At 48.4% G+C, this 21,688-nt stretch carries 17 protein-coding genes, 2 tRNA genes, 3 rRNA genes, 1 other RNA gene and 1 pseudogene; 14 read left to right on the plus strand and 10 right to left on the minus strand.

The features are described from left to right. Positions 1 to 30: 30 nt before the first annotated feature. From ybgF to AC3QL0_RS02795, 8 genes are all read right to left on the minus strand, one after another. The gene (gene ybgF / locus AC3QL0_RS02760; RefSeq protein WP_493009987.1) at positions 31 to 702 is read right to left on the minus strand and encodes a tol-pal system protein YbgF; all 672 of its coding nucleotides are present in this window, start codon (positions 700 to 702) and stop codon (positions 31 to 33) included. 79 nt (positions 703 to 781) lie between these two features. After that, positions 782 to 1,279, minus strand: coding sequence for a peptidoglycan-associated lipoprotein Pal (gene pal, locus AC3QL0_RS02765; RefSeq protein WP_493009988.1), 498 nt, complete (start codon positions 1,277 to 1,279; stop codon positions 782 to 784). A gap of 37 nt (positions 1,280 to 1,316) precedes the next feature. Then, positions 1,317 to 2,627, minus strand: a complete 1,311-nt coding sequence (gene tolB / locus AC3QL0_RS02770; RefSeq protein ID WP_493009989.1) for a Tol-Pal system beta propeller repeat protein TolB — start codon at positions 2,625 to 2,627, stop codon at positions 1,317 to 1,319. 17 nt (positions 2,628 to 2,644) lie between these two features. After that, positions 2,645 to 3,778, minus strand: a complete 1,134-nt coding sequence (tolA, locus tag AC3QL0_RS02775) for a cell envelope integrity protein TolA (protein WP_493009990.1) — start codon at positions 3,776 to 3,778, stop codon at positions 2,645 to 2,647. A 2-nt stretch (positions 3,779 to 3,780) separates the two neighbouring features. Beyond that, complete coding sequence (gene tolR / locus AC3QL0_RS02780; RefSeq protein ID WP_135863538.1) at positions 3,781 to 4,209, minus strand: protein TolR; 429 nt, start codon at positions 4,207 to 4,209, stop codon at positions 3,781 to 3,783. Positions 4,210 to 4,211: 2 nt separating this feature from the next. Continuing rightward, positions 4,212 to 4,886 (minus strand): protein TolQ, encoded by a 675-nt coding sequence (gene tolQ, locus AC3QL0_RS02785; protein WP_430221411.1) that lies wholly within the window; start codon positions 4,884 to 4,886, stop codon positions 4,212 to 4,214. Positions 4,887 to 4,888: 2 nt separating this feature from the next. Continuing rightward, on the minus strand, positions 4,889 to 5,284 hold the full coding sequence (ybgC, locus tag AC3QL0_RS02790) for a tol-pal system-associated acyl-CoA thioesterase (protein ID WP_493009991.1): 396 nt from the start codon (positions 5,282 to 5,284) through the stop codon (positions 4,889 to 4,891). Continuing rightward, the gene (locus AC3QL0_RS02795; protein ID WP_493009992.1) at positions 5,281 to 7,023 is read right to left on the minus strand and encodes a proline--tRNA ligase; all 1,743 of its coding nucleotides are present in this window, start codon (positions 7,021 to 7,023) and stop codon (positions 5,281 to 5,283) included. The genes ybgC and AC3QL0_RS02795 overlap by 4 nt, the downstream gene beginning before the upstream one ends. Before the next feature lie 65 nt (positions 7,024 to 7,088). Between AC3QL0_RS02795 and AC3QL0_RS02800 the strand changes: the two genes are divergently transcribed. Then, positions 7,089 to 7,652: an RNA pyrophosphohydrolase gene (locus AC3QL0_RS02800; RefSeq protein ID WP_135863546.1), complete on the plus strand. Its 564-nt coding sequence runs from the start codon at positions 7,089 to 7,091 to the stop codon at positions 7,650 to 7,652. A gap of 42 nt (positions 7,653 to 7,694) precedes the next feature. Here AC3QL0_RS02800 and AC3QL0_RS02805 read toward each other — a convergent pair whose 3' ends face one another. Next, positions 7,695 to 8,618, minus strand: coding sequence for an NAD(P)-dependent oxidoreductase (locus AC3QL0_RS02805; protein ID WP_493009993.1), 924 nt, complete (start codon positions 8,616 to 8,618; stop codon positions 7,695 to 7,697). 313 nt (positions 8,619 to 8,931) lie between these two features. On the opposite strand from AC3QL0_RS02805, the gene AC3QL0_RS02810 reads away from it, so the two are divergent. The 4 genes from AC3QL0_RS02810 to AC3QL0_RS02825 all read left to right on the plus strand — a co-directional run bounded on the left by AC3QL0_RS02810 (position 8,932) and on the right by AC3QL0_RS02825 (position 10,604). Then, positions 8,932 to 9,252 carry a hypothetical protein gene (locus AC3QL0_RS02810; RefSeq protein ID WP_493009994.1) on the plus strand — a complete coding sequence of 107 codons (321 nt, stop codon included), beginning with the start codon at positions 8,932 to 8,934 and terminating at the stop codon, positions 9,250 to 9,252. Between the two features lie 3 nt (positions 9,253 to 9,255). Beyond that, positions 9,256 to 9,567, plus strand: coding sequence for a cell division protein ZapA (locus AC3QL0_RS02815; RefSeq protein WP_493009995.1), 312 nt, complete (start codon positions 9,256 to 9,258; stop codon positions 9,565 to 9,567). A gap of 40 nt (positions 9,568 to 9,607) precedes the next feature. Then, a non-coding RNA gene (gene ssrS / locus AC3QL0_RS02820) (6S RNA) lies at positions 9,608 to 9,794 on the plus strand. Between the two features lie 51 nt (positions 9,795 to 9,845). Further along, entirely contained in the window at positions 9,846 to 10,604 is a 759-nt protein-coding gene (locus tag AC3QL0_RS02825) for an SIMPL domain-containing protein (RefSeq protein ID WP_493009996.1), read from the plus strand. Here the strand turns inward: AC3QL0_RS02825 and lgt are convergent. Next, positions 10,558 to 11,352: a prolipoprotein diacylglyceryl transferase gene (gene lgt, locus AC3QL0_RS02830; protein ID WP_493009997.1), complete on the minus strand. Its 795-nt coding sequence runs from the start codon at positions 11,350 to 11,352 to the stop codon at positions 10,558 to 10,560. The two genes, AC3QL0_RS02825 and lgt, sit on opposite strands and share 47 nt — an antisense overlap. 521 nt (positions 11,353 to 11,873) lie before the next feature. Here lgt and AC3QL0_RS02835 point away from each other — a divergent pair. The 9 genes and pseudogenes from AC3QL0_RS02835 to AC3QL0_RS02875 all read left to right on the plus strand — a co-directional run. Further along, positions 11,874 to 12,083: pseudogene (locus AC3QL0_RS02835) on the plus strand (helix-turn-helix domain-containing protein); the annotation flags it as partial. 66 nt (positions 12,084 to 12,149) lie between these two features. Next, a complete protein-coding gene (locus tag AC3QL0_RS02840; RefSeq protein WP_493010931.1) occupies positions 12,150 to 12,698 on the plus strand; it encodes an IclR family transcriptional regulator in 549 nt (182 codons plus the stop codon). Positions 12,699 to 13,007: 309 nt separating this feature from the next. Next, positions 13,008 to 13,559, plus strand: coding sequence for a peptide-methionine (S)-S-oxide reductase MsrA (msrA, locus tag AC3QL0_RS02845; RefSeq protein ID WP_493009998.1), 552 nt, complete (start codon positions 13,008 to 13,010; stop codon positions 13,557 to 13,559). A 1,877-nt stretch (positions 13,560 to 15,436) separates the two neighbouring features. Then, positions 15,437 to 16,973: ribosomal RNA gene (locus AC3QL0_RS02850) — 16S ribosomal RNA — on the plus strand. Positions 16,974 to 17,066: 93 nt separating this feature from the next. After that, positions 17,067 to 17,143: transfer RNA gene (locus AC3QL0_RS02855), tRNA-Ile, on the plus strand. A gap of 10 nt (positions 17,144 to 17,153) precedes the next feature. After that, a tRNA-Ala gene (locus AC3QL0_RS02860) sits at positions 17,154 to 17,229 on the plus strand. 361 nt (positions 17,230 to 17,590) lie between these two features. Then, positions 17,591 to 20,474, plus strand: a 23S ribosomal RNA gene (locus tag AC3QL0_RS02865). A gap of 163 nt (positions 20,475 to 20,637) precedes the next feature. Beyond that, a 5S ribosomal RNA gene (rrf, locus tag AC3QL0_RS02870) occupies positions 20,638 to 20,751 on the plus strand. Together the 16S, 23S and 5S rRNA genes with 2 tRNA genes alongside form the textbook arrangement of a ribosomal RNA operon. Positions 20,752 to 21,093: 342 nt before the next feature. Further along, positions 21,094 to 21,684, plus strand: a complete 591-nt coding sequence (locus tag AC3QL0_RS02875; protein WP_493009999.1) for a hypothetical protein — start codon at positions 21,094 to 21,096, stop codon at positions 21,682 to 21,684. Positions 21,685 to 21,688 lie beyond the last annotated feature (4 nt).

The raw sequence follows: 21,688 nt of genomic DNA on the forward strand, positions 1-21,688 counted from the left end.
AAGGGTGGAGCGCTTAGAGACTTAACAAGATTAACGCAGCAGTTCCAGTCGGCTTTTTGCAGTGTCCGCAGCAGCAGTACCTGGGTAATCTTTGACGATGCGTTGCAATGTTTTTTGTGCAGAAGCGAGGTCGTTTTGTTCTACTTCGCTAGATGCTACCACCATCAGAGCATCAGCCGCACGAGGGCTGCCTGGGTGGTCTTTAACCAGTGCTTGCAGCTTCTGGATGGCACCGCGGAAGTTACGTGAGGCATACAAGGCGCTGCCTTCGTAGAAACGTACTTCGTCTAATTGAGGGCTATTCGGGTAGGCATCAATAAAGGCAGAAAAGCCGCTGGCTGCCTGCGGATATTGTCCACTACGGTATAAATCCATGGCGCCTTCATAAGCGGCTTGCTCTTGAGGGTCGTCAAACATGGTCTGGTTGGAGGTGTCGCCACCTTGACCTTGGGAGTTCTGCCAGCTGAGCTGCTCTACTTTGCCGCGTAATGTGGCAACCTCTTGGCGCAGCATATCCACTTCGTCCGCCAGACGTAGGCGAGCTTGTTGGTTTTGCTCATTCATTTGACGAATTTGCTGGCGCAGCTCAAGAATAGCGCGTCTAGCTTCGTCATCGGCAAAAGCTTGGGCAGGCACTGCTGTAAAGAGAAACAGCGAAGCGAGGGAGGGCAATAACAGTCGGCGTAAAGGCAAGTTCTTCATGTCAGTGTCTCGAGTCAATAAAAACGCCGTGATGGGCAAACTTGCCACCACGGCGTTAGTGTAAACCAGCTTTTAAAAATTAACGCTGGTAAACGATGTCTGCACGACGGTTTTCAGCGTAGTCGGCTTCGGTGTTACCGTGAGCACGAGGACGCTCTTTACCGAAGCTGATGGCTTCGATCTGGTTAGCATTTACACCCAGCAGGCTCATCATGCGAGCAACTGCGTCGGAACGGCGTTGACCCAGAGCCAAGTTGTACTCGGAACCACCGCGCTCATCCGCGTTACCTTCAATACGGATGTGTTGCTGTGGGTGGCTAGTCAGGTAGGTGGAGTGCATCTCTACCAGGCCACGGTACTGCTCAGGAACAACATAGCTGTCAAACTCGAAGTAAACAGAGCGTTGTTGTGCCAGAGGGCTTTGTGGGTTGAACGGATCCATAATTTGGCCAGAGGTTGTACCGGTAGAACCACCACCAGTGCCACTGCCATTTTCGTCCAAAGCAACAGAACTACATGCTGCCAATACCATGGACATAGAAGCTAATAAAAAACCTTTAAAAATGCGCGAGCTCATTTGAGTTCCTTTAAAAAAGAGTCACACAGAAAACGAGTTAATTAGTAAATGGACCCCAGGTTGGTTCACGTACTCTTCCGTTCAATGATGACAGGGTTTGCCGCACGCGTCCGTCAACAGATGTTACAGCCAGTACGCTACGTCCGCCTTGATTCGAGCTGTAAAGCACTTGCATGCCATTTGGCGCAAAACTTGGAGACTGGTCGTCAGAACCATTTGTCAGTAGTTGTTCAGAGCCTGTTGCCATATCTTGAATAGCAACGCGGTATGCACCATTCCTGCGTGTAATATAAACAAGGTTATTGCCGTCGGGAGAAACCTCAGGCGATATATTGTAGCTCCCATTGTAGGTAATGCGACGAGCATCACCACCATTTACGGGGACTTCGTAAATTTGTGGGTTGCCACCACGGTCACTCGTGAACACCAACGAGCTGCCATCGGGCGAAAAAGTAGGTTCTGTATCAATCAACGGAGAACGCATAATACGGCGCAATCCGGAACCATCTGCGTTAATGGTATAAATTTGAGAGATACCATCGCGGGACAAAACTACTGCCAATTGTTGGCCATCAGGCGACCAAGCAGGGGCGCTATTATTGCCTTTGAAGTTAGCAACAGGTTCGCGTTTACCCGTAGCCAAGGTTTGCACGTAAACCACAGGCTTTTCAGTCTCGAAGCTTACATATGCAATTTTGCTACCATCTGGCGACCAAGCTGGCGAAATGATTGGTTGCTGGGAACGCAACATGACCTGTGGGTTCTGGCCATCAGCGTCCGCAATTTGCAATTCGTAGTTGTTGCCATTCTGTAACACGTAGGCAATACGTGTGGAAAACACGCCACGAACACCCGTGATTTTTTCGTAAATACGGTCTGCAATTTGGTGTGAAACACGTCTTAACTCTTTTTCAGAGCCTGCAAAAGCGATCGCATCCATTTCATTTTTATTAACGGTGTCGATCAGACGGTACTGCACTTTGTACTGGCCACCGTCTTGCGTAACGGAACCATATGCCAAATAGTCGGCACCACGGTTGCGCCAATCATTAGGCTCTACAGTGCTGTTGACGTCCAGCGTGCTGCCGTTGGTGTTGATCAGTTGGAACTGACCAGAACGGCTAAGGTCGGCACGTATAACTTCGGCCACGGACTGGGATGCCTGGTTGTTGGCAAAGTCAGCCACGGCGATGGGGTACTGTGTAGCCCCTACACCGGAAATATCCACCCTGAGCTGAGCTTGGACTGGGCTGGTGCTCAACAGTCCTGCCGCCAGAGCGACAAGCCCGGCGAACATGGAGCGCCAATGGCGGCGGCCCTGGATGTTAGCGGAGTATGCTGCGGTCATGTTCGGTATTCTCCTGATTACTCGTACATACGATATTCGCCATCAATATACGAAGGATAGCGGCCATTAGGCGGTTTGGGGAAGGGCGAGCACTTGGCTATCCCTTTTTGTACTGCATCATCGAACAGGGCAATACCCGATGATCTCAGTATTCGTACACTACGTACCGTACCATCACTATTCAGATCGGCGCGATAACTTAGTGTTGGATTGTTACCTCCACTGCGTGCAGGTGTATTGTAAATGACCTTAGGACGAACGCAGGCACGAACCTGAGCGCCATAACCGTCATTACCACCACCGCCACCAACTTGGTTGCGGTTAGATGTACCACCAGCAGCACCAGCAATTTGTTGTCCGTCGCCCAACATGGCAGCACGGAAAGCATCTTCTCTGGCTTTGCGTTCTGCTTCTTCGCGAGCGCGACGTTGTGCTTCGGCACGGGCACGTTGCTCAGCTTCAGCGCGTGTTTTACGCTCAGCTTCCTCACGGGCTTTGCGGTCTGCCTCGGCTTTTGCTCGTTGCTCGGCTTCTTCGCGAGCTTTGCGATCAGCTTCTGCTTTGGCGCGTTGTTCAGCTTCTTCACGGGCCTTGCGATCAGCTTCTGCTTTGGCACGTTGCTCAGCTTCTTCGCGAGCCTTACGGTCGGCTTCGGCACGGGCACGTTGCTCAGCTTCAGCGCGTGTTTTACGCTCAGCTTCCTCGCGGGCTTTACGATCAGCTTCTTCACGAGCTTTACGGTCTGCCTCTGCTTTTCTGCGGTCTTCCTCATCTTTTTTGCGCTTGGCTTCCGCCAACGCAATATCAGGATCTACTTCAGGAGGCGTACTTTGAGCAGGGGGAGGTGTGGGTTCGGGTTTAACTTCCGGTGGTTTAGGAGCCACGGGAGTCGGATCTGGTTCAGGTTGTGGTTCTGGCTCGTCGGGTTCTGTGATGGGCTCGTCTTGGTTTTCTGCAATCGCCACATCGCCCTCGGCCCACAGTTCTATCTGTACGGGGTTAGGAGAGCGAGGTGTGGCAAATAGACTGATGACCAAAGCAAGCAACAGCAGACCGTGCAGAATCAACGCATACATCAGCCCGCGACGCTCGTCTTGGGCCTCTGGTGTGCGTGAACTGTTCTGACGTAATGCGTGCTTGAATAGTTTCATACCTACTCGTCTTTATTGACTAGCAGACCCAAGCGGGTAAAGCCCTGACTGCGCAGTTGGTCCATGAGCTCCATAACGGTTTCATAAGGGACTTTGCCATCAGCAGCAATAACGATGGGGTTTTCATTTTGCATCAGCGCTTGAATTTCAGCGATCAGGTTAGCTTTGTCCACGTCTTGGAACTCAGAGCCACCTTCACGTAAACGCAAAGACACTTGTCCTTCTTTGTCTATCTGTACCTCAATAGGAACTGCCGGCACTTCAGATGCCTGACCTACTGTAGGTAAATCGATAATTCCGGGCGTGATCATGGGCGCTGTCACCATGAAAATCACCAGCAGTACCAACATGACATCAATGTAAGGCACCACATTGATGTCATTTTTCAGCCGGCGGCGACCGCGTCCTGTACTGTTACGTATGGATGGCATGCTTATTGCACCTGGCGTTGCAGAATATTCAGAAACTCGTCGATGAAGCCATCAAAGCGAATAGACAATCTATCGATCTCTGTGGTGTAGCGGTTATAGGCAACCACTGCAGGAATAGCAGCGAACAAACCTATAGCTGTAGCGATCAACGCTTCCGCAATACCAGGAGCCACTGAGGCTAAGGTAGCGGATTGAGCGCCAGACAAACCGATGAACGCGTGCATGATCCCCCATACGGTACCGAGCAAGCCGATATAGGGGCTGACCGAACCGGCAGATGCCAAGAAGCTTAAGTTGGTTTCTAGACTATCTAGCTCACGCTGGTATGCTGCACGCATAGCACGGCGAGGGCCATCAAGCAGTGCTTCGCCACGTTGAGAGGTGCGACGGGCTTTCAAAAATTCAGCCATACCTGCTTCAAAAATACGAGCTAATGCACCATGTTCATCACGGCGAGAGCCAATAGATTGTTGCAGGGCGCTTAGATCACCACCTGCCCAAAAATCGTCTTCAAAGTCTCGGGTTTGTTCTGTAGCGCGTTTCAGCGTAGCGCGCTTACTGAAAATATATGCCCAAGACAAAATCGAGATACCGAGCAAAATCAGCATTACTAGCTGAACGGGGATGCTGGCATCGAGTAGTAGAGTCAGTAGCGACAGATCGCCTGTGGGTTGCATGGTTAGTCTAATGCCTTTTCCAGAGTAGAACGTAATTCGGGGTTGAACTTAGCTGGTCGCAGAGTTTGAGCGTCCACGCAAACTACTTGGACGCTACTTTCGCATAACAGTTCAGTATCGCGCCATGCGCTTTGCTGAAAAATTATGGAGGCAGATCCAAGATGTTGGATGGTGCTTTGAATAGTTAGCAGATCGTCTAAACCAGCCGGTTTGCGATATTGTATTTCAACATTCTTGACAACAAATATTTGCCCAGTAGTTGCTGCCATGGAGGACTGGTTGATGCCCAGTCCTCGTAACCATTCAGTGCGCGCACGTTCAAAGAACTTCAGATAGTTGGCATAGAATACAATGCCTCCCGCATCCGTGTCTTCGTAATATACGCGAATCTGTATCATAGTGTTTCCAGTAGGCGCAGCGCCTCTTCTACTACGGTATCCGGAGCAATTTTATGCACTACGCCATCGCGTCGGGTTTGCAGTTCTACGATGTTTTCTTGTAGACCGCGCTCACCTACGGTAATGCGTACTGGAACACCAATTAGTTCCCAGTCGGCAAACATCACACCAGGACGAATATCTCTATCGTCAAAAATCACATCCACGCCTTTGGCTTTCAGGGCTTGGTAGATTTTTTCAGCTTCGGCACGAGCGGTTTCGCTTTTGTTCAGACCCAAGCCACAAATCACCACCTCAAAAGGTGCAATGGCGCGTGGCCAAATCATACCTTTTTCGTCGTGGTTTTGCTCGATTGCTGCAGCGGCAATACGGCTCACGCCAATACCGTAGCAACCCATTTGCATGATGCTTGGTTTGCCGTCTTTATCCAAGAATGTCGCGTTCAGTTTTTTGGAGTAGGTATCGCCCAAGAAGAACACGTGACCTACTTCAATACCGCGTTGAATAGCCAAGGTGCCACCACGAGGGTCTGGGTCACCATGCACTACATTACGCAAGTCAGCAACAGTAGGTTCAGGGAGATCACGGTCCCAGTTCACGCCATCGTAGTGGAAGTCTTCTTCGTTCGCACCGCAGATAAAGTCGTGCATGTTGGCAACGGTACTATCTACTACCAAGCCTACAGGTTGTTTGGTGTTGATTGGGCCCAAGAAGCCAGGTTTACAGCCAAAAGCTTCGATGATTTCAGCCTCAGTTGCCAAGCGGTGACCTTGTTCGAAACCTGGTAGCTTAGATACTTTTACTTCGTTCAGTTCGTGATCGCCACGGATCAACAGCAACCAGATTTTTGTGGTGGTGGCTTTGGTTTTTTCATCAATGATGTCTGTAGCCACAACCACTGATTTCACGGTGTCAGTCAGTGGGCGACCCAACAACTCAGCAACGGCTTCGCACTTTGCTGCTGCAGGAGTAGCGACTTTGGTCAGTTCACGGCTAGGGGCGGCACGTTCAGCAATCAAACATGCGGCTTCGGCCAGCTCCATGTTGGCAGCGTAATCGGTCTCTGGGTTGTACACCAGAGCGTCTTCGCCGGTATCCGCAATCACTTGGAACTCATGGCTGCGTGAACCACCAATAGAACCGGTATCAGCGGCAACAGCACGGAACTCCAAGCCCAAGCGCGCAAAAATACGCATGTAAGCGTTGAACATGTTGTCGTAGCTGGCTTGTGCGGATTCCACATCACGGTCGAAAGAGTAGGCGTCTTTCATGGTGAACTCACGGCCGCGCATCAAACCAAAGCGAGGGCGACGTTCATCACGGAATTTTGTTTGGATGTGATAAAAATTCACGGGCAACTGACGCCAGCTATGAATTTCATTGCGAGCAATATCTGTTACCAGCTCTTCGGAAGTGGGCTGCAGGATAAAGTCACGATTGTGTCTATCCTTGATTCTCAGCAGTTCGGCGCCATATTTATCCCAACGGCCCGACTCTTGCCACAGCTCGGCGGGCTGCACTACAGGCATGAGCAATTCCAGTGCACCTGCACGGTCCATTTCTTCGCGCACAATGTTTTCAATCTTACGCAATACTTTCAGGCCCAACGGCATGTAGGAGTAGACGCCGCCAGCGGCTCGGCGAATCATACCTGCTCGAGTCATCAATTGATGGCTGGTAACTTCGGCTTCTGTAGGGGCTTCTTTTAAGGTATTAATGTGATACTGGCTTGCATGCATGGTAGTGAACTCAAGTGATACGTATAATTAAAGTAATTGTATTGAATTTTGCATAGAGGTGGCCCATGTTAGACCGTGAAGGCTACCGTCCCAATGTTGGCATCATTCTGGCAAATCGCAAGAATGAAGTGTTCTGGGGGAAACGTATCCGGGAACATGCCTGGCAGTTTCCTCAAGGAGGCATCAACTACGGTGAAAGTCCGGTGCAGGCTATGTACCGGGAGCTTTACGAGGAAGTTGGTTTGCTTCCCGAACACGTGCGTATTTTGGGGCGGACCCGCGATTGGTTACGGTATAACGTTCCCAATCACTATATACGTCGTGAATCACGCGGCCACTATAAAGGGCAAAAACAAATTTGGTTTTTGTTGCGTATGGTGGGACGTGATAGCGATGTTAGCTTGCGTACCTCCTCTACACCTGAATTCGATGCATGGCGTTGGAGCCAATATTGGGTTCCTATGGATGCCGTCATCGATTTCAAACGTGAGGTGTACTTGCAGGCACTTAACGAGCTATCAAGTCTGTTGTTCAAACACAGGCAAGAATCCCGTTATTTGAGGCAACGTCTACATCCCAGCGGTAAGGTAAAGACAGCAGCTAAAAGTCTAATTTTACCGTCTGAATGACAAAGCATGGCGACACACCTGAGGGTGTGTCGCTTTTTTTATTTATGATTGTGGGGCTTGCGATTTCCCAAGCAGGGTAATCAGACTAGAGCTATCTAATCGGCCCCCACCTTGCTCTTGTACTTGTGCGTACAGTTGGTCAATCAAGGCAGTGATAGGCAAGCGAGCGCCATTGTTGCGGGCTTCGTTGAGAACTAAGCCTAAGTCTTTGCGTACCCAGTCAACGGCGAAGCCAAAATCAAACTCGCGATCCAGCATAGTTTGGCTACGGTTATGCATTTGCCAGCTAGACGCAGCGCCGCCGCCAATCACTTTAACGACACGTTGCATATCCAATCCGGCATTTTCACCGAATGCCAAGGCTTCTGCTAACCCCTGAATCACACTGACCACACAAATTTGGTTCACCATTTTGCACAACTGACCAGAGCCAGTGTCGCCCAACAGTTCGATGATGGTGCCGTAGTGTTCCAGATAAGGCAGAGCTTTTTTAAAGTTGGCATCAGATCCACCGCACATGATACTGAGCTTGCCAGCTTCAGCACCGCTTTGGCCGCCAGAGATAGGCGCATCCATAAAGCCTACCGATTTTTCTGCACAAACTGTGGCCATTTCACGGGCGACGTTAGCAGAAGCGGTAGTGTGATCAATAAATAGGCTACCTGCTTTAGCGTGCAGCAAAGCGCCATTCTCACCTTGAATAACTTCACGCAGGTCATCGTCATTACCCACACAGAACATCACAAAGTCGGCATCACTTGCTGCTTCGGCGGGCGTGGTGGCGACATGGTTGCCGAACTCGGCTTGCCATGCCAGCGCTTTGCTGTGCGTGCGGTTGTACACGGTGACATGGTGGCCTGCTTGTGCAAGGTGGCCAGCCATCGGGAACCCCATTACCCCTAAACCTATAAAGGCTACTTTTGCGGAGGTTAGCGGGGCATACATTTTTTTCTGTATAGAGGGCATGGAGAACTCCTAGTGAGGCTGCAATGCTAGGGATTTACGAGTGAAAAGGTTAAGGGTTACGATCATGCCTGTGTGAAGGCATTTCTGTCCAGTTTAGAATAATTGTAAGGTGTGGCATCAGGGCGATTTTTGCTTTGAACAGACTTTTTTAGCATTAGCTTGGCTGTTCAGGGTTATGATGTGCACATGTTTTGAATGGTTCTGACTACTCGTCTACTACATAACTATGCTCCAGGATCTTAACCATCTAGCCGACAGACTTAGTGCGTTGGCCGCGTACGCCACCCAACTCAAGTCTGAGCGGTCCGTTCTATTGTCACGCATAAAAACCCTAGAAGGGGAGTGCGCGTCGCTACGAGAACAGTTAGACAAGCAGCAAGCCGACTATGCATCCATGGCAGAAATCTCGGTACGACATCAAGCCGACGTTGATGCTGCACGCAAACAGGCAGAACAAGTGCAAGAAGCTCTTTTTGTAGAGCTGGTTCAGCATCAAGATGAAGCTCAGAAGCTTAGGGACCAACTGGAACTTAGCTTAGGCCATAACCAAGAGTTGCGTCAGGTTGCTGAGCAAGCGCGTGATCAAGTCACCGCTGTGTTGCAACGTTTGCCCGGGCATATCGAGCAGGAATAAGACATGGAACGTATTAATATCACTCTGTTAGGGCGCGAATACACCTTGGCTTGTGCGCCTTCCGAGAAAGCAGATTTGTTATCTGCAGTGGCACATGTAGAAAAACGTATGAAGCGTGTGCAAGATAGCGGTAAAATAGCAGGCAACGAACGTATCGCTACCATGGTTGCTATACAGTTGGCTTTAGAGTTCCTGACATTGCGCGCCCCGGATGGCCCACTTAGTAACCTTGCATTAGGCGATTTCAAGCGTAAAATAGAAGACATGCATCAGTTGATTGATCAAGTTGTTGGTCCAGAGGCTGTAGCTCGTTAAAGATTCGATCCATGCTTTATATGGCGATGGATCACCCAGTAAGTCCCTGCCGTGTTCGTGACGTGGCTATATATTCCTTGAACCAATGCTTATGGCATTCAGGTCGCTGGATTTATAAGCAGGAGCGATCGCTACAAGATAGCGAACCCGAAACTTATATGATGGCGGCCAATCTTTGGACCCTCGGTTCCCAGGATGCCAGCCTTGACGGCACAGGTGGGGCAATTTTTCAAAGCTCGTTGCATTTTGCAACGGGCTTTTTTTGTTAAGGAGTTTCTATGCGGACTAAACGAACCCTTTCTCCCAAAAAAGCTGCAGCGGCAATCTTGGCTGCATATGGGATGTTGACCTTGCCATTAAGCGCGATGGCAAATGAGGAAGAAACCTCTAAAGCACTACAGCGTCCGCCTGTCATCAGTCTACAGTCCGAAGCGTTTGCTGAGGTAGAGCAAGACACCGTGACGATTTATCTGGCTGCGGAGTTTGATGATGCCCAGCAAGCAAACGTCGATAAAAAATTACGTGAAGCGCTAGAAGCTGTGTTGGCCGAGGGGCGTAAACAAGAGGTAGTGAAGGTCAGTAGTGGCAACTACCGTATTTATCCAAACAGTGATAGAAAAGGCGTTATTACGGGTTGGAGAGGTCGTGCCGAGGTGCAGTTGGAGTCCACTAACATACCTGCAGCCAGTGAATTAGCAGCTAAAGTTTCTAAAGATATGCCTATTGCTGGTCTGAGCTTCTCTGTATCCCCAGAGGAGCGTGCCCGGCATGAGGAGGCTCTAACCGAAGACGCAATCAAACGGTTCCAAAGCCGTGCCAAGCAAATTGCATCTAGTATGGGCTATACAGATTTCCGTTTGAATGAAGTAAACGTAGGTGGTTCAGGCGGTTATTACCGCCCGCCAATGATGCGTGCGATGGCGGCTGACGCTGGCTCATTCAAAGCGATGAGTTCAGAGAGCATGCCGCTAGAAAGTGGTACAGAGCAAGTTAGTGTGTCGGTGAATGGTTCTGTTTACCTGCTCGGAGGAAAATAAACAGGCCTATCAGTATCATCGGTAGTGATAACAGCTGGCCCATGGAAAGGCCGGCTGTTAGCAAGCCCAAGAAACTATCTGGTTCACGGGTGTACTCAACGATAAAGCGGAAAAAACCGTATCCTATTAAAAATAGCCCGCTAATTTTTCCTGTGGCGCGAGGCTTGCTGCTGTATATCCAAAGAATAATAAACAGCAATATGCCTTCTAAAGCCATTTGATACAACTGTGATGGGTGTCGTGCAATACCGTCTTGTGCTTGAGGGAACACCATTGCCCATGGCATAGAACTGGCTCTTCCCCACAGTTCTCCATTGATGAAGTTCCCTAATCGGCCAGCTGCTAAGCCTAGCGGAACCAGAGGAGCAAGAAAATCACTCAATGTGAAAAAGCTGATTTTTCGCTTATACGCAAAAAGAGCCATGGCGGCCAATACACCTAACAGTCCACCGTGAAAGGCCATGCCGCCTTGCCAGACGTAGAAAATCTCTAGTGGGTGCTGCAAGTAATAGGCTGGTTTATAGAACAGTACATAGCCTAAGCGTCCACCCAAAATTACACCGGCTACACAGTAGAAAATCAGGTCTTCTAAACCTTGGCGGTTTACCGGAGCCAATCCCTTGCGTATACGTGCTGTACCTAATAGCCATACCAATGCAAAGCCAGTTAAGTACATCAAGCCATACCAATGAACGGATATGGGGCCAAGTTGTAGAGCAATGGGATTGAACTGTGGGTGTACAAGCATAGTGTGTTTAAGTGTGGGTCCGGCAAAAGCCATGCATGAGATGGCTGGTCAGATGGGCAGTAACCATTATGACAGATGTTTATGGCACTCGTTCCCTGCTATTACACGTAGTAGTTATCCACAGTAGTTAGAACCGTTACGGATGGATAAAAAACTTCATTGGTAACGTTGCCTATGGTTTGCAAGCGCTTTGGGATGGCTGGTGTATTGGTAAAAGCGGGATGATGGTAGGTAGAGGTGGTTGGATATAGGGAATATCTGATATTTATATAAGAAAATGATGTGCTATTTTTGCGTTGGATCTTGATTTTATTTTTATGAAGTTTGTGGGTTGAAATAGCAAATATGTAGTGGAGGTGGTTGATGGGGGGTAAGGGTAATGATTATGTAAAAAAATAAAGTTCCATCTAGCAAAACTTTAGAGGATTTTGTTTTGATAGGTGGAACAAAATGGTATTTTTATTGACTGTAAATTTATTTGGGTGAAAGAATGAATTGATAATAATTACGGGATCATCCATATGAAGAGGGATTATAAGGGGAACGATTTTATTAGGCTGGCAGATAGTCCTAAAGAGCGCAATTTTGTATATGCACTGGGCAGAGGCTTTGAGTTGTTGAGGTGTTTTGGTGCAGATGAGCGCTTCGTAGGGGTGGCCGAGTTATCTAGGCGCTCAGGTATCCCGAAACCCTCAGTGGCTAGATTGGCCGGTACGTTGGTGAGGTTGGGATACTTGGAGTTTTCGCCAACGCATTCCAAGTACTCATTAGGCATAGGCGTAGTGTCTTTGGGGCATGTGTTTTTATCCAGCTTACCTGTGCGCGATAAACTTAGGCCGTTGTTGCAACGCTTAGCAGAATATGCACAAATTACCGTGTCTGTAGGAATGGGTGATAGGCAGAGCATGGTATGCATAGATAGCATACGTGGTAGTTCGGTGTTGGAGTCGCGTCATAGTGATGTGGGTGTACGCTTGCCGTTGGCTAGCACCTCTATGGGTAGGGCTTATTTGGCGGGTCTACCCGAGACTCAGCGTCATACTGTGTTAGCACAATTACGAGACCTAGATTTACACGGTTGGGCGAAAACTGAAGAAGGAATCATGCAAGCGTTGCAAGACTATAGGCTGCGTGGCTTTTGTGTATCCACAGGGGAATGGAAAAAGGGTATTAACGGAGTGGCTGTGCCATTTATTGACGCAGATGGAAACTATATGGTTATAGACTGCTGTGCGGCTGAGTTTATATTAAGTAAAGATAAAATTGAAAATGATATAGGACCAAGAATTATAAATATAGTAAAAAGTATATCCGCCAATAAATATAATAAATTTTATAGATTATGATTTTTTAATTATTGGTAGTTAGTGGCAATTTATAAAAATTAATAAAGAATAATATTTTTTGTACACAGTATAGGGTGCGAGCCTAAGCTATCTGCAAAGATGGGGAATAGGCGCTGTGTAGTTCATCATCTTGCTACTCATCATGGCGCTGACAAGAATTTAGTCTGAAAGTGCCGACTGGGCTTTAACGCCTCTACAGATTAGGTATCATAAGAGGGAAGCTAACGCTTTAGCTTTATTGGTCAGCTCTATTATCTGTGCGTGGCTCGCTCACATGTATAGGGTGATGATTAGTACAGGAGAGGAGTTATGGACAAGCATGAAGACAGGCAAATAGAAACCGCTCTGTTAGGTGGCGGGTGCTTCTGGTGTCTGGAGCCAGCATTCGCACAATTAGATGGTGTTGAACAAGTGTTGCCAGGTTATGCGGGCGGCAAACTGGAAAACCCTAGCTATGAAGAGGTCTGCGCAGGGCATACAGGTCATATTGAAGTGGTGCAAATCCGCTTTGATCCACAGCGTATAGACTTTGAGGAGTTGTTGGCGGTGTTTTTCGCCATACACGATCCCACCACGCTAGATAGACAAGGTAATGATGTGGGGGCGCAGTATGCGTCGGTGATTTTTTATCAATCCCAACAGCAGCGTCATCAGGCTGAGGCAATGATTCAGAAAGTGACGCAGCTATTATCTAAACCAGTCGTTACGCAGTTGCGTCCTGCCAGCCGTTTTTGGTCAGCAGAAATGGTGCATCACGAATATTACGAACGAAATCCACAGCAGGGTTATTGTCGAGTCATTATCGAACCTAAGCTACGCAAGTTCCGTGAGCAGTTTCGAGGCAGATTGAAGAAAGCCTAATGTAGATAGGTGTGCGCGTGCAATGTGGGTGATTAGGTTGGTAAAGCGCGTTGTACATCTGATGTGAAATACTGATAAAAAAAGGGCTCTATATATAGAGCCCTTTTTTTATGGGCAAAATATACCCGTGTGATTGTACTGATAGTTGGTGGGTAATGTATATGAAGAAGGTGTCTGGCTTGGCCCGCAAGTGTGGACGATGTTTAGCGTGTCATTGTTCTATCTATATATAGAGTGGTGTTGAAACGGAGCTTTCAATAACGTGTGAGGGTGGAGAGGTGAATGTCTCTATATATAGTTAGTGGGACAGTATTTCGCCAGGGTTTGGTTTGTGAGCGTATAGGTTGCTGGTACTTTGCTGATCTACTGGGTCGCCATGCAGCAGGTAACTATCCTCACTCTCCTCCGCATCATCTTCATCTTCTTCTTCTTCTTCTTCTTCTTCTTCTTCTTCTTCTTCTTCTTCTTCTTCTTCTTCTTCAGTCAGTCAGTCGGAAAATAAGAGTGAGTTAATGACTTCTTTCTAATGAGAACGGTGGGTGGAGTGCAGGGGGTGACTATTCTTATATAGAGCGATGTGAGTATGACTCCGGTACGAGGCAAGGAATGGCAGGAATTTTTGTTCATGATGATTGGTTCGATGCCGTTTGCCTGAGCTGTTGCTCAGAGAGCAGATGCGCTGGTGGCCTAAAAAGAAAGGAGTTTGTGGAAGAGAAAAGAGGGGGCGTGATATGTGCTTTATATATAGAGGTGGTTTAACTCTAGCTATATAGATAGAGCATACTGATGTTTGTGATGCATGAACTGGTGTTGCTGCAGATCTATGTAGTAAGTAATGGCACGATTGGGTGATCCTGGTGTTGTTAGTCATCCTTCTGTCTGTAGAGGAGTAAGTCTTTGCGCAGCATTTCGATGTATTAACTACCGGTGTGCGATTGCTTGTTAGGGGAGAGGTGGTTGAGAGTTGTGAGGCAGTTGCTATAGATAGATAGATAGATAGATAGATAGATAGATAGATAGATAGATAGATAGATAGATAGATAGATAGATAGATAGATAGATAGATAGATAGATGGGGGTGGAAATGGGTTCAGAGCAGGTTCTCTGGTTGGGGTTTTTGGTCCCTCGAAAATATTTCAAACCGTAAGTCATTGAATTGATGGGTGTTTGAAAATATCTTCATAAAATCTTCATTTGTTTGTCATAAATAGCTTGTGTGGCTGTGATTGATGGTGCTATAGTTTCGTTTCTTCGTTGCAAGACATACGGGTTTTCCCTAGGTGGATCCCACGATCAAACAACGAAAGCCAAGTAAAACAAACGTTTGACAGGCATCAGGGAAAAGGACTATAGTTCACTCCCTTGTTTGAAAAGCAGTTTGCTTTACAAGGCAGCGGTCTTCTGCGGGAGGTTGCGATTCATCCGAAAGGGTGAAACGGCAAGAAAATAAATCTTGACAAGTTTTAAAAAACCATGTTAAAGTTTCTTTCTTTGCTGAAGAGCACAAAACTTAGTTTTCAGGTTTGAGAGTTAATTTTTGTGAGTGGGTTTTGAGGTGGTTTCGGTTTTAAATGTTTTGAAAAAAACGCTTGACACCAAAAACAAAATACTTCATAATTTCACTTCTCTGGTTTAGCTGCAACGGCAGCGACTAGCTACTTCGGTAGCAAGTGTTCTTTAAAAATTTAACAGCCGATAAGTGTGGGCGCTTGGAATGAGTGGACCAACCTTCTCACGAAGGTTCGCCAACTAAATTGACAAGTGCTCACATAAAGAAAATTAGGTTTTTGCCTTGTGCAAACAACTCTAAATTTCTTTGAGTACGAATTACTCCGTCTTAGGTAGCTTCGGTTACTTAAGGCAAATATACAGAGATTAAACTGAAGAGTTTGATCCTGGCTCAGATTGAACGCTAGCGGGATGCTTTACACATGCAAGTCGAACGGCAGCACGAGAGAGCTTGCTCTCTTGGTGGCGAGTGGCGGACGGGTGAGTAATGTATCGGAACGTGCCCAGTAGCGGGGGATAACTACTCGAAAGAGTGGCTAATACCGCATACGCCCTACGGGGGAAAGGGGGGGATCGCAAGACCTCTCACTATTGGAGCGGCCGATATCGGATTAGCTAGTTGGTGGGGTAAAGGCCTACCAAGGCGACGATCCGTAGCTGGTTTGAGAGGACGACCAGCCACACTGGGACTGAGACACGGCCCAGACTCCTACGGGAGGCAGCAGTGGGGAATTTTGGACAATGGGGGAAACCCTGATCCAGCCATCCCGCGTGTGTGATGAAGGCCTTCGGGTTGTAAAGCACTTTTGACAGGGAAGAAATAGCAGGGGTTAATAACCTCTGAAGATGACGGTACCTGTAGAATAAGCACCGGCTAACTACGTGCCAGCAGCCGCGGTAATACGTAGGGTGCAAGCGTTAATCGGAATTACTGGGCGTAAAGGGTACGCAGGCGGCTAGGAAAGAAAGATGTGAAATCCCAGGGCTCAACCTTGGAACTGCATTTTTAACTACCTGGCTAGAGTATGTCAGAGGGGGGTAGAATTCCACGTGTAGCAGTGAAATGCGTAGAGATGTGGAGGAATACCGATGGCGAAGGCAGCCCCCTGGGATAATACTGACGCTCAGGTACGAAAGCGTGGGGAGCAAACAGGATTAGATACCCTGGTAGTCCACGCCCTAAACGATGTCAACTAGCTGTTGGGGCCGTTAGGCCTTAGTAGCGCAGCTAACGCGTGAAGTTGACCGCCTGGGGAGTACGGTCGCAAGATTAAAACTCAAAGGAATTGACGGGGACCCGCACAAGCGGTGGATGATGTGGATTAATTCGATGCAACGCGAAAAACCTTACCTACGCTTGACATGTCTAGAATCCTGAAGAGATTTAGGAGTGCCCGCAAGGGAACTGGAACACAGGTGCTGCATGGCTGTCGTCAGCTCGTGTCGTGAGATGTTGGGTTAAGTCCCGCAACGAGCGCAACCCTTGTCATTAGTTGCTACGAAAGAGCACTCTAATGAGACTGCCGGTGACAAACCGGAGGAAGGTGGGGATGACGTCAAGTCCTCATGGCCCTTATGCGTAGGGCTTCACACGTCATACAATGGTCGGGACAGAGGGTCGCCAACCCGCGAGGGGGAGCTAATCTCATAAACCCGATCGTAGTCCGGATCGCAGTCTGCAACTCGACTGCGTGAAGTCGGAATCGCTAGTAATCGCGGATCAGAATGCCGCGGTGAATACGTTCCCGGGTCTTGTACACACCGCCCGTCACACCATGGAAGTGGGTTTCACCAGAAGTAGGTAGTCTAACCGTAAGGAGGACGCTTACCACGGTGGGATTCATGACTGGGGTGAAGTCGTAACAAGGTAGCCGTATCGGAAGGTGCGGCTGGATCACCTCCTTTAAGAGCGAAGGTTCACAAAGCGAAAGCGTCCACACTTATTGGCTGTTAGAAAGTTCATGACCAAGGTAGTCACCAACGAAGCAGTAACGAATTGGGTCAGTAGCTCAGTCGGTTAGAGCACCGTCTTGATAAGGCGGGGGTCGTTGGTTCGATTCCAACTTGACCCACCACGAATACCACGGGGGATTAGCTCAGCTGGGAGAGCACCTGCTTTGCAAGCAGGGGGTCGTCGGTTCGATCCCGTCATCCTCCACCAAGATTTTTACGGTGGTGATTGAAGTTTGGTCATGAAATGCAGTGAAGTGCAGCTTGAAATGTCGAGTTGCTTGGGTACTGACAGTTTAACGAATAGCATTGTTGATGACAGTGTTACTCGTTGGGCTGATAAAGCTCATCGCTGGTTATGTTCTTTAACAATCTGGAAAAAGCACAACGAAGTGTATTCATGTATACACCAACTTAATTGTTGGCTGTATGAATAGACGGGTTGTGATTGCAAATCAACAATTTTGTTCAAACAAAGTTCTTTTTTGAATTCGAGTAAAATCGAATCCAAGCAAACTTGATGAACGGCACAATTGCTAAAACTCATAATCCTGTAGCCTTAAGTGTTATAGGATCAAGCGAATAAGTGCATGCGGCGGATGCCTTGGCGATCACAGGCGATGAAGGACGTGGTAGTCTGCGAAAAGCTACGGGGAGCTGACAAACAAGCTTTGATCCGTAGATGTCCGAATGGGGAAACCCACAGTAGCGATACTGTATCCTACACTGAATACATAGGTGTAGCGAAGCGAACCAGGTGAACTGAACCATCTAAGTAACCTGAGGAAAAGAAATCAACCGAGATTCCGGAAGTAGTGGCGAGCGAAACCGGACCAGCCTTAACGTGATAGTCGATTTGATAGCTGAAAAAAATGGAAAGTTTTACCGTAGTGGGTGATAGTCCCGTAAGCGAAATCAAATCGGTGGTACTAGGCGTTAGATAAGTAGGGCGGGACACGTGAAATCCTGTCTGAATATGGGGGGACCATCCTCCAAGGCTAAATACTCGTGATCGACCGATAGTGAACCAGTACCGTGAGGGAAAGGCGAAAAGAACCCCGGAAGGGGAGTGAAATAGATCCTGAAACCGCATGCATACAAACAGTAGGAGCACCCTTGTGGTGTGACTGCGTACCTTTTGTATAATGGGTCAGCGACTTACATTCAGTGGCAAGCTTAACCGAATAGGGGAGGCGTAGCGAAAGCGAGTCCGAATAGGGCGATTCAGTCGCTGGGTGTAGACCCGAAACCAGGCGATCTATCCATGGTCAGGTTGAAGGCACGGTAACACGTGCTGGAGGACCGAACCCACTAATGTTGAAAAATTAGGGGATGAACTGTGGATTGGAGTGAAAGGCTAAACAAGCCTGGAGATAGCTGGTTCTCTCCGAAAACTATTTAGGTAGTGCCTCGTATATTACTGTTGGGGGTAGAGCACTGTTTTGGCTAGGGGGTCATAGCGACTTACCAAACCATGGCAAACTCCGAATACCAACAAGTACAGTACGGGAGACAGAGCACCGGGTGCTAACGTCCGGACTCAAGAGGGAAACAACCCAGACCGCCAGCTAAGGTCCCTAAAACGGGCTAAGTGGGAAACGAAGTGGGAAGGCATAGACAGTCAGGAGGTTGGCTTAGAAGCAGCCACCCTTTAAAGAAAGCGTAATAGCTCACTGATCGAGTCGTCCTGCGCGGAAGATGTAACGGGGCTAAGCCAGTTACCGAAGCTGCGGATGCACAGTTTACTGTGCGTGGTAGGAGAGCGTTCTGTAGGCCTGCGAAGGTGTTCCGTAAGGAATGCTGGAGGTATCAGAAGTGAGAATGCTGACATGAGTAGCGATAAAGGGGGTGAAAAGCCCCCTCGCCGTAAGTCCAAGGTTTCCTGCGCAACGTTCATCGGCGCAGGGTGAGTCGGCCCCTAAGGTGAGGCAGAGATGCGTAGCTGATGGGAAGCGGGTTAATATTCCCGCACCGTTGTAAAGTGCGATGGGGGGACGGATTGCAGAAGGTCATCGGAGTGTTGGATATCTCCGTTGGGGCATCGAAGAAGGCGCTTAGGCAAATCCGGGCGCGGAATTCAAGGATGTCACTGGATAGAGCTACGGCTCTAAACTGATTGGAAGTGGTCCCAAGAAAAGCCTCTAAGCTTCAGCTTTACAAGACCGTACCGCAAACCGACACAGGTGGACGGGATGAATATTCCAAGGCGCTTGAGAGAACTCAGGAGAAGGAACTCGGCAAATTAATACCGTAACTTCGGGAGAAGGTATGCCCCGGTAGTGTGATGCGCCTGCGCGCAAAGCATGAAAGGGCCGCAGTGAATCGGTGGCTGCGACTGTTTATTAAAAACACAGCACTCTGCAAACACGAAAGTGGACGTATAGGGTGTGACGCCTGCCCGGTGCCGGAAGGTTAAGTGATGGGGTGCAAGCTCTTGATCGAAGCCCCGGTAAACGGCGGCCGTAACTATAACGGTCCTAAGGTAGCGAAATTCCTTGTCGGGTAAGTTCCGACCTGCACGAATGGCGTAACGATGGCCACACTGTCTCCTCCTGAGACTCAGCGAAGTTGAAGTGGTTGTGATGATGCAATCTACCCGCGGCTAGACGGAAAGACCCCATGAACCTTTACTGTAGCTTTGCATTGGATTGTGAACCGGCCTGTGTAGGATAGGTGGGAGACGTTGAAGCGTGGACGCTAGTTCGCGTGGAGTCAACCTTGAAATACCACCCTGGTCTGTTTATGGTTCTAACCTAGGTCCCTTATCGGGATCGGGGACCGTGCATGGTGGGCAGTTTGACTGGGGCGGTCTCCTCCTAAAGTGTAACGGAGGAGTTCGAAGGTACGCTAGAGACGGTCGGAAATCGTCTTGATAGTGCAATGGCATAAGCGTGCTTGACTGTGAGACTGACAAGTCGAACAGGTACGAAAGTAGGACATAGTGATCCGGTGGTTCTGTATGGAAGGGCCATCGCTCAACGGATAAAAGGTACTCTGGGGATAACAGGCTGATACCGCCCAAGAGTTCATATCGACGGCGGTGTTTGGCACCTCGATGTCGACTCATCTCATCCTGGGGCTGTAGCCGGTCCCAAGGGTATGGCTGTTCGCCATTTAAAGAGGTACGTGAGTTGGGTTTAAAACGTCGTGAGACAGTTTGGTCCCTATCTGCCGTGGGCGTTGGATACTTGACGGAGCCTGCTCCTAGTACGAGAGGACCGGAGTGGACGTACCGCTGGTGTATCGGTTGTCATGCCAATGGCATTGCCGAGTAGCTAAGTACGGAAGAGATAACCGCTGAAGGCATCTAAGCGGGAAACTCGTCTGAAGATTAGGTATCCCGGGAACTTGATTCCCCTAAAGGGTCGTTCTAGACCAGGACGTTGATAGGCTGGGTGTGGAAGTGCAGTAATGCACGTAGCTAACCAGTACTAATTGCCCGTGCGGCTTGATCCTATAACTCTTAAGGTTATAAGTTTTAAGTGTCGTTCAAACAAATTTAGCAGTACAATAACGCAATCCCAAACATGAAACACTGCATCATACTGTTGATGTAGTTGTGCTAATTCCAGATTTAGTTGACATGCTTCGTGTGAAGCATGTGAGCAAGCCAGTTACGCTTGACGACCATAGCAAGGTGGAACCACCCCTTTTCCATTCCGAACAGGACCGTGAAACGCCTTTGCGCCGATGATAGTGCATATTCGTGTGTGAAAGTAGGTCATCGTCAGGCTCTTACACCAAAAGCCCCGCATCCAACCGATGCGGGGCTTTTTTATTGCCTGTTCAAAACACACACAATACAACTCACATACCCATTACGGGCTGCTCTACGGCTCTACATCGCTTGCTGAGGCGTGTTATGTGTAGAGATCAACGTTAGCGCTCTGCTAATTACCAGGCACTATTACTACGCTGCCTGTTGAGCCAGCTTCTCTTTAGCATAGACCACCTGCATACTCTGCCTAAGAGTTGTTATAGTTACAGCTCTAGTTGAACTCATAATGAGTCTCTATAACAAGCGAGTAATGGTTGAGTGATTAGATATGGTCTGATAGTCGTACTAGCAGGTTTAATGGGTTGCTCTAGTACGTATACGCCTAGCAAGAAAGAGCAGATACAACTGACTGCTTGGGGTGAGGATGATAGTGCGCTATATCTAGTAGCTGATCCATCTCCTACGTATGGCTTTGCTAAAACAGAGCTGTTTCCATTATTACAGTTTTTGGAAACACCTCTTGGGCAGAAGATAGCTCATCGTTCAGCGATAGTTGAGGTGTTTTCTAACCAGGGTGCAAAAGCTAGGTTTTTTCTATATATTCCCGCTACTAATTTGTCAGAGGCGGACAAGGTAGAACTGCTGAATATTTACCAGTTTGAGATTTTTAAGCCAGATGCATATAGTTTTGTGCGCAATATTCCCGCCTTAGCAAAGGCGCTAGTTGATACAGATACGTTGTACACAAAGCAATGGAAGATAGAGCAAGGCGTGGTTGTGGCGGATGTGCTTCCGTCGTCTACAGTAATGACTACGTTTACTGAACCTATAAAAGCTGAGTTGCGCTATATGGAAGGTGAGTTGCGTATGGCTCCTAACTTAGTGGAGTCGATAATTTGGGCACCTTTTATGCTTCCTCTGTTACCCTTAGGTGCATTAAGCCACTAACTGT

The organism is Paenalcaligenes sp. GW821-LYS-B07-1 (assembly GCF_058803365.1).

What these genes read in the sequence shown, in the direction of transcription:
- ybgF (WP_493009987.1), bottom strand. Translation starts at nt 702, where the DNA reads ATGAAGAACTTGCCTTTACGCCGACTGTTATTGCCCTCCCTCGCTTCG.
- tolQ (WP_430221411.1), bottom strand. Translation starts at nt 4,886, where the DNA reads ATGCAACCCACAGGCGATCTGTCGCTACTGACTCTACTACTCGATGCC.
- lgt (WP_493009997.1), bottom strand. Translation starts at nt 11,352, where the DNA reads ATGCTTGTACACCCACAGTTCAATCCCATTGCTCTACAACTTGGCCCC.
- tolA (WP_493009990.1), bottom strand. Translation starts at nt 3,778, where the DNA reads ATGAAACTATTCAAGCACGCATTACGTCAGAACAGTTCACGCACACCA.
- AC3QL0_RS02815 (WP_493009995.1), top strand. Translation starts at nt 9,256, where the DNA reads ATGGAACGTATTAATATCACTCTGTTAGGGCGCGAATACACCTTGGCT.
- tolB (WP_493009989.1), bottom strand. Translation starts at nt 2,627, where the DNA reads ATGACCGCAGCATACTCCGCTAACATCCAGGGCCGCCGCCATTGGCGC.
- ybgC (WP_493009991.1), bottom strand. Translation starts at nt 5,284, where the DNA reads ATGATACAGATTCGCGTATATTACGAAGACACGGATGCGGGAGGCATT.
- AC3QL0_RS02805 (WP_493009993.1), bottom strand. Translation starts at nt 8,618, where the DNA reads ATGCCCTCTATACAGAAAAAAATGTATGCCCCGCTAACCTCCGCAAAA.
- AC3QL0_RS02875 (WP_493009999.1), top strand. Translation starts at nt 21,094, where the DNA reads ATGGGTTGCTCTAGTACGTATACGCCTAGCAAGAAAGAGCAGATACAA.
- tolR (WP_135863538.1), bottom strand. Translation starts at nt 4,209, where the DNA reads ATGCCATCCATACGTAACAGTACAGGACGCGGTCGCCGCCGGCTGAAA.
- AC3QL0_RS02825 (WP_493009996.1), top strand. Translation starts at nt 9,846, where the DNA reads ATGCGGACTAAACGAACCCTTTCTCCCAAAAAAGCTGCAGCGGCAATC.
- AC3QL0_RS02795 (WP_493009992.1), bottom strand. Translation starts at nt 7,023, where the DNA reads ATGCATGCAAGCCAGTATCACATTAATACCTTAAAAGAAGCCCCTACA.
- pal (WP_493009988.1), bottom strand. Translation starts at nt 1,279, where the DNA reads ATGAGCTCGCGCATTTTTAAAGGTTTTTTATTAGCTTCTATGTCCATG.
- msrA (WP_493009998.1), top strand. Translation starts at nt 13,008, where the DNA reads ATGGACAAGCATGAAGACAGGCAAATAGAAACCGCTCTGTTAGGTGGC.
- AC3QL0_RS02800 (WP_135863546.1), top strand. Translation starts at nt 7,089, where the DNA reads ATGTTAGACCGTGAAGGCTACCGTCCCAATGTTGGCATCATTCTGGCA.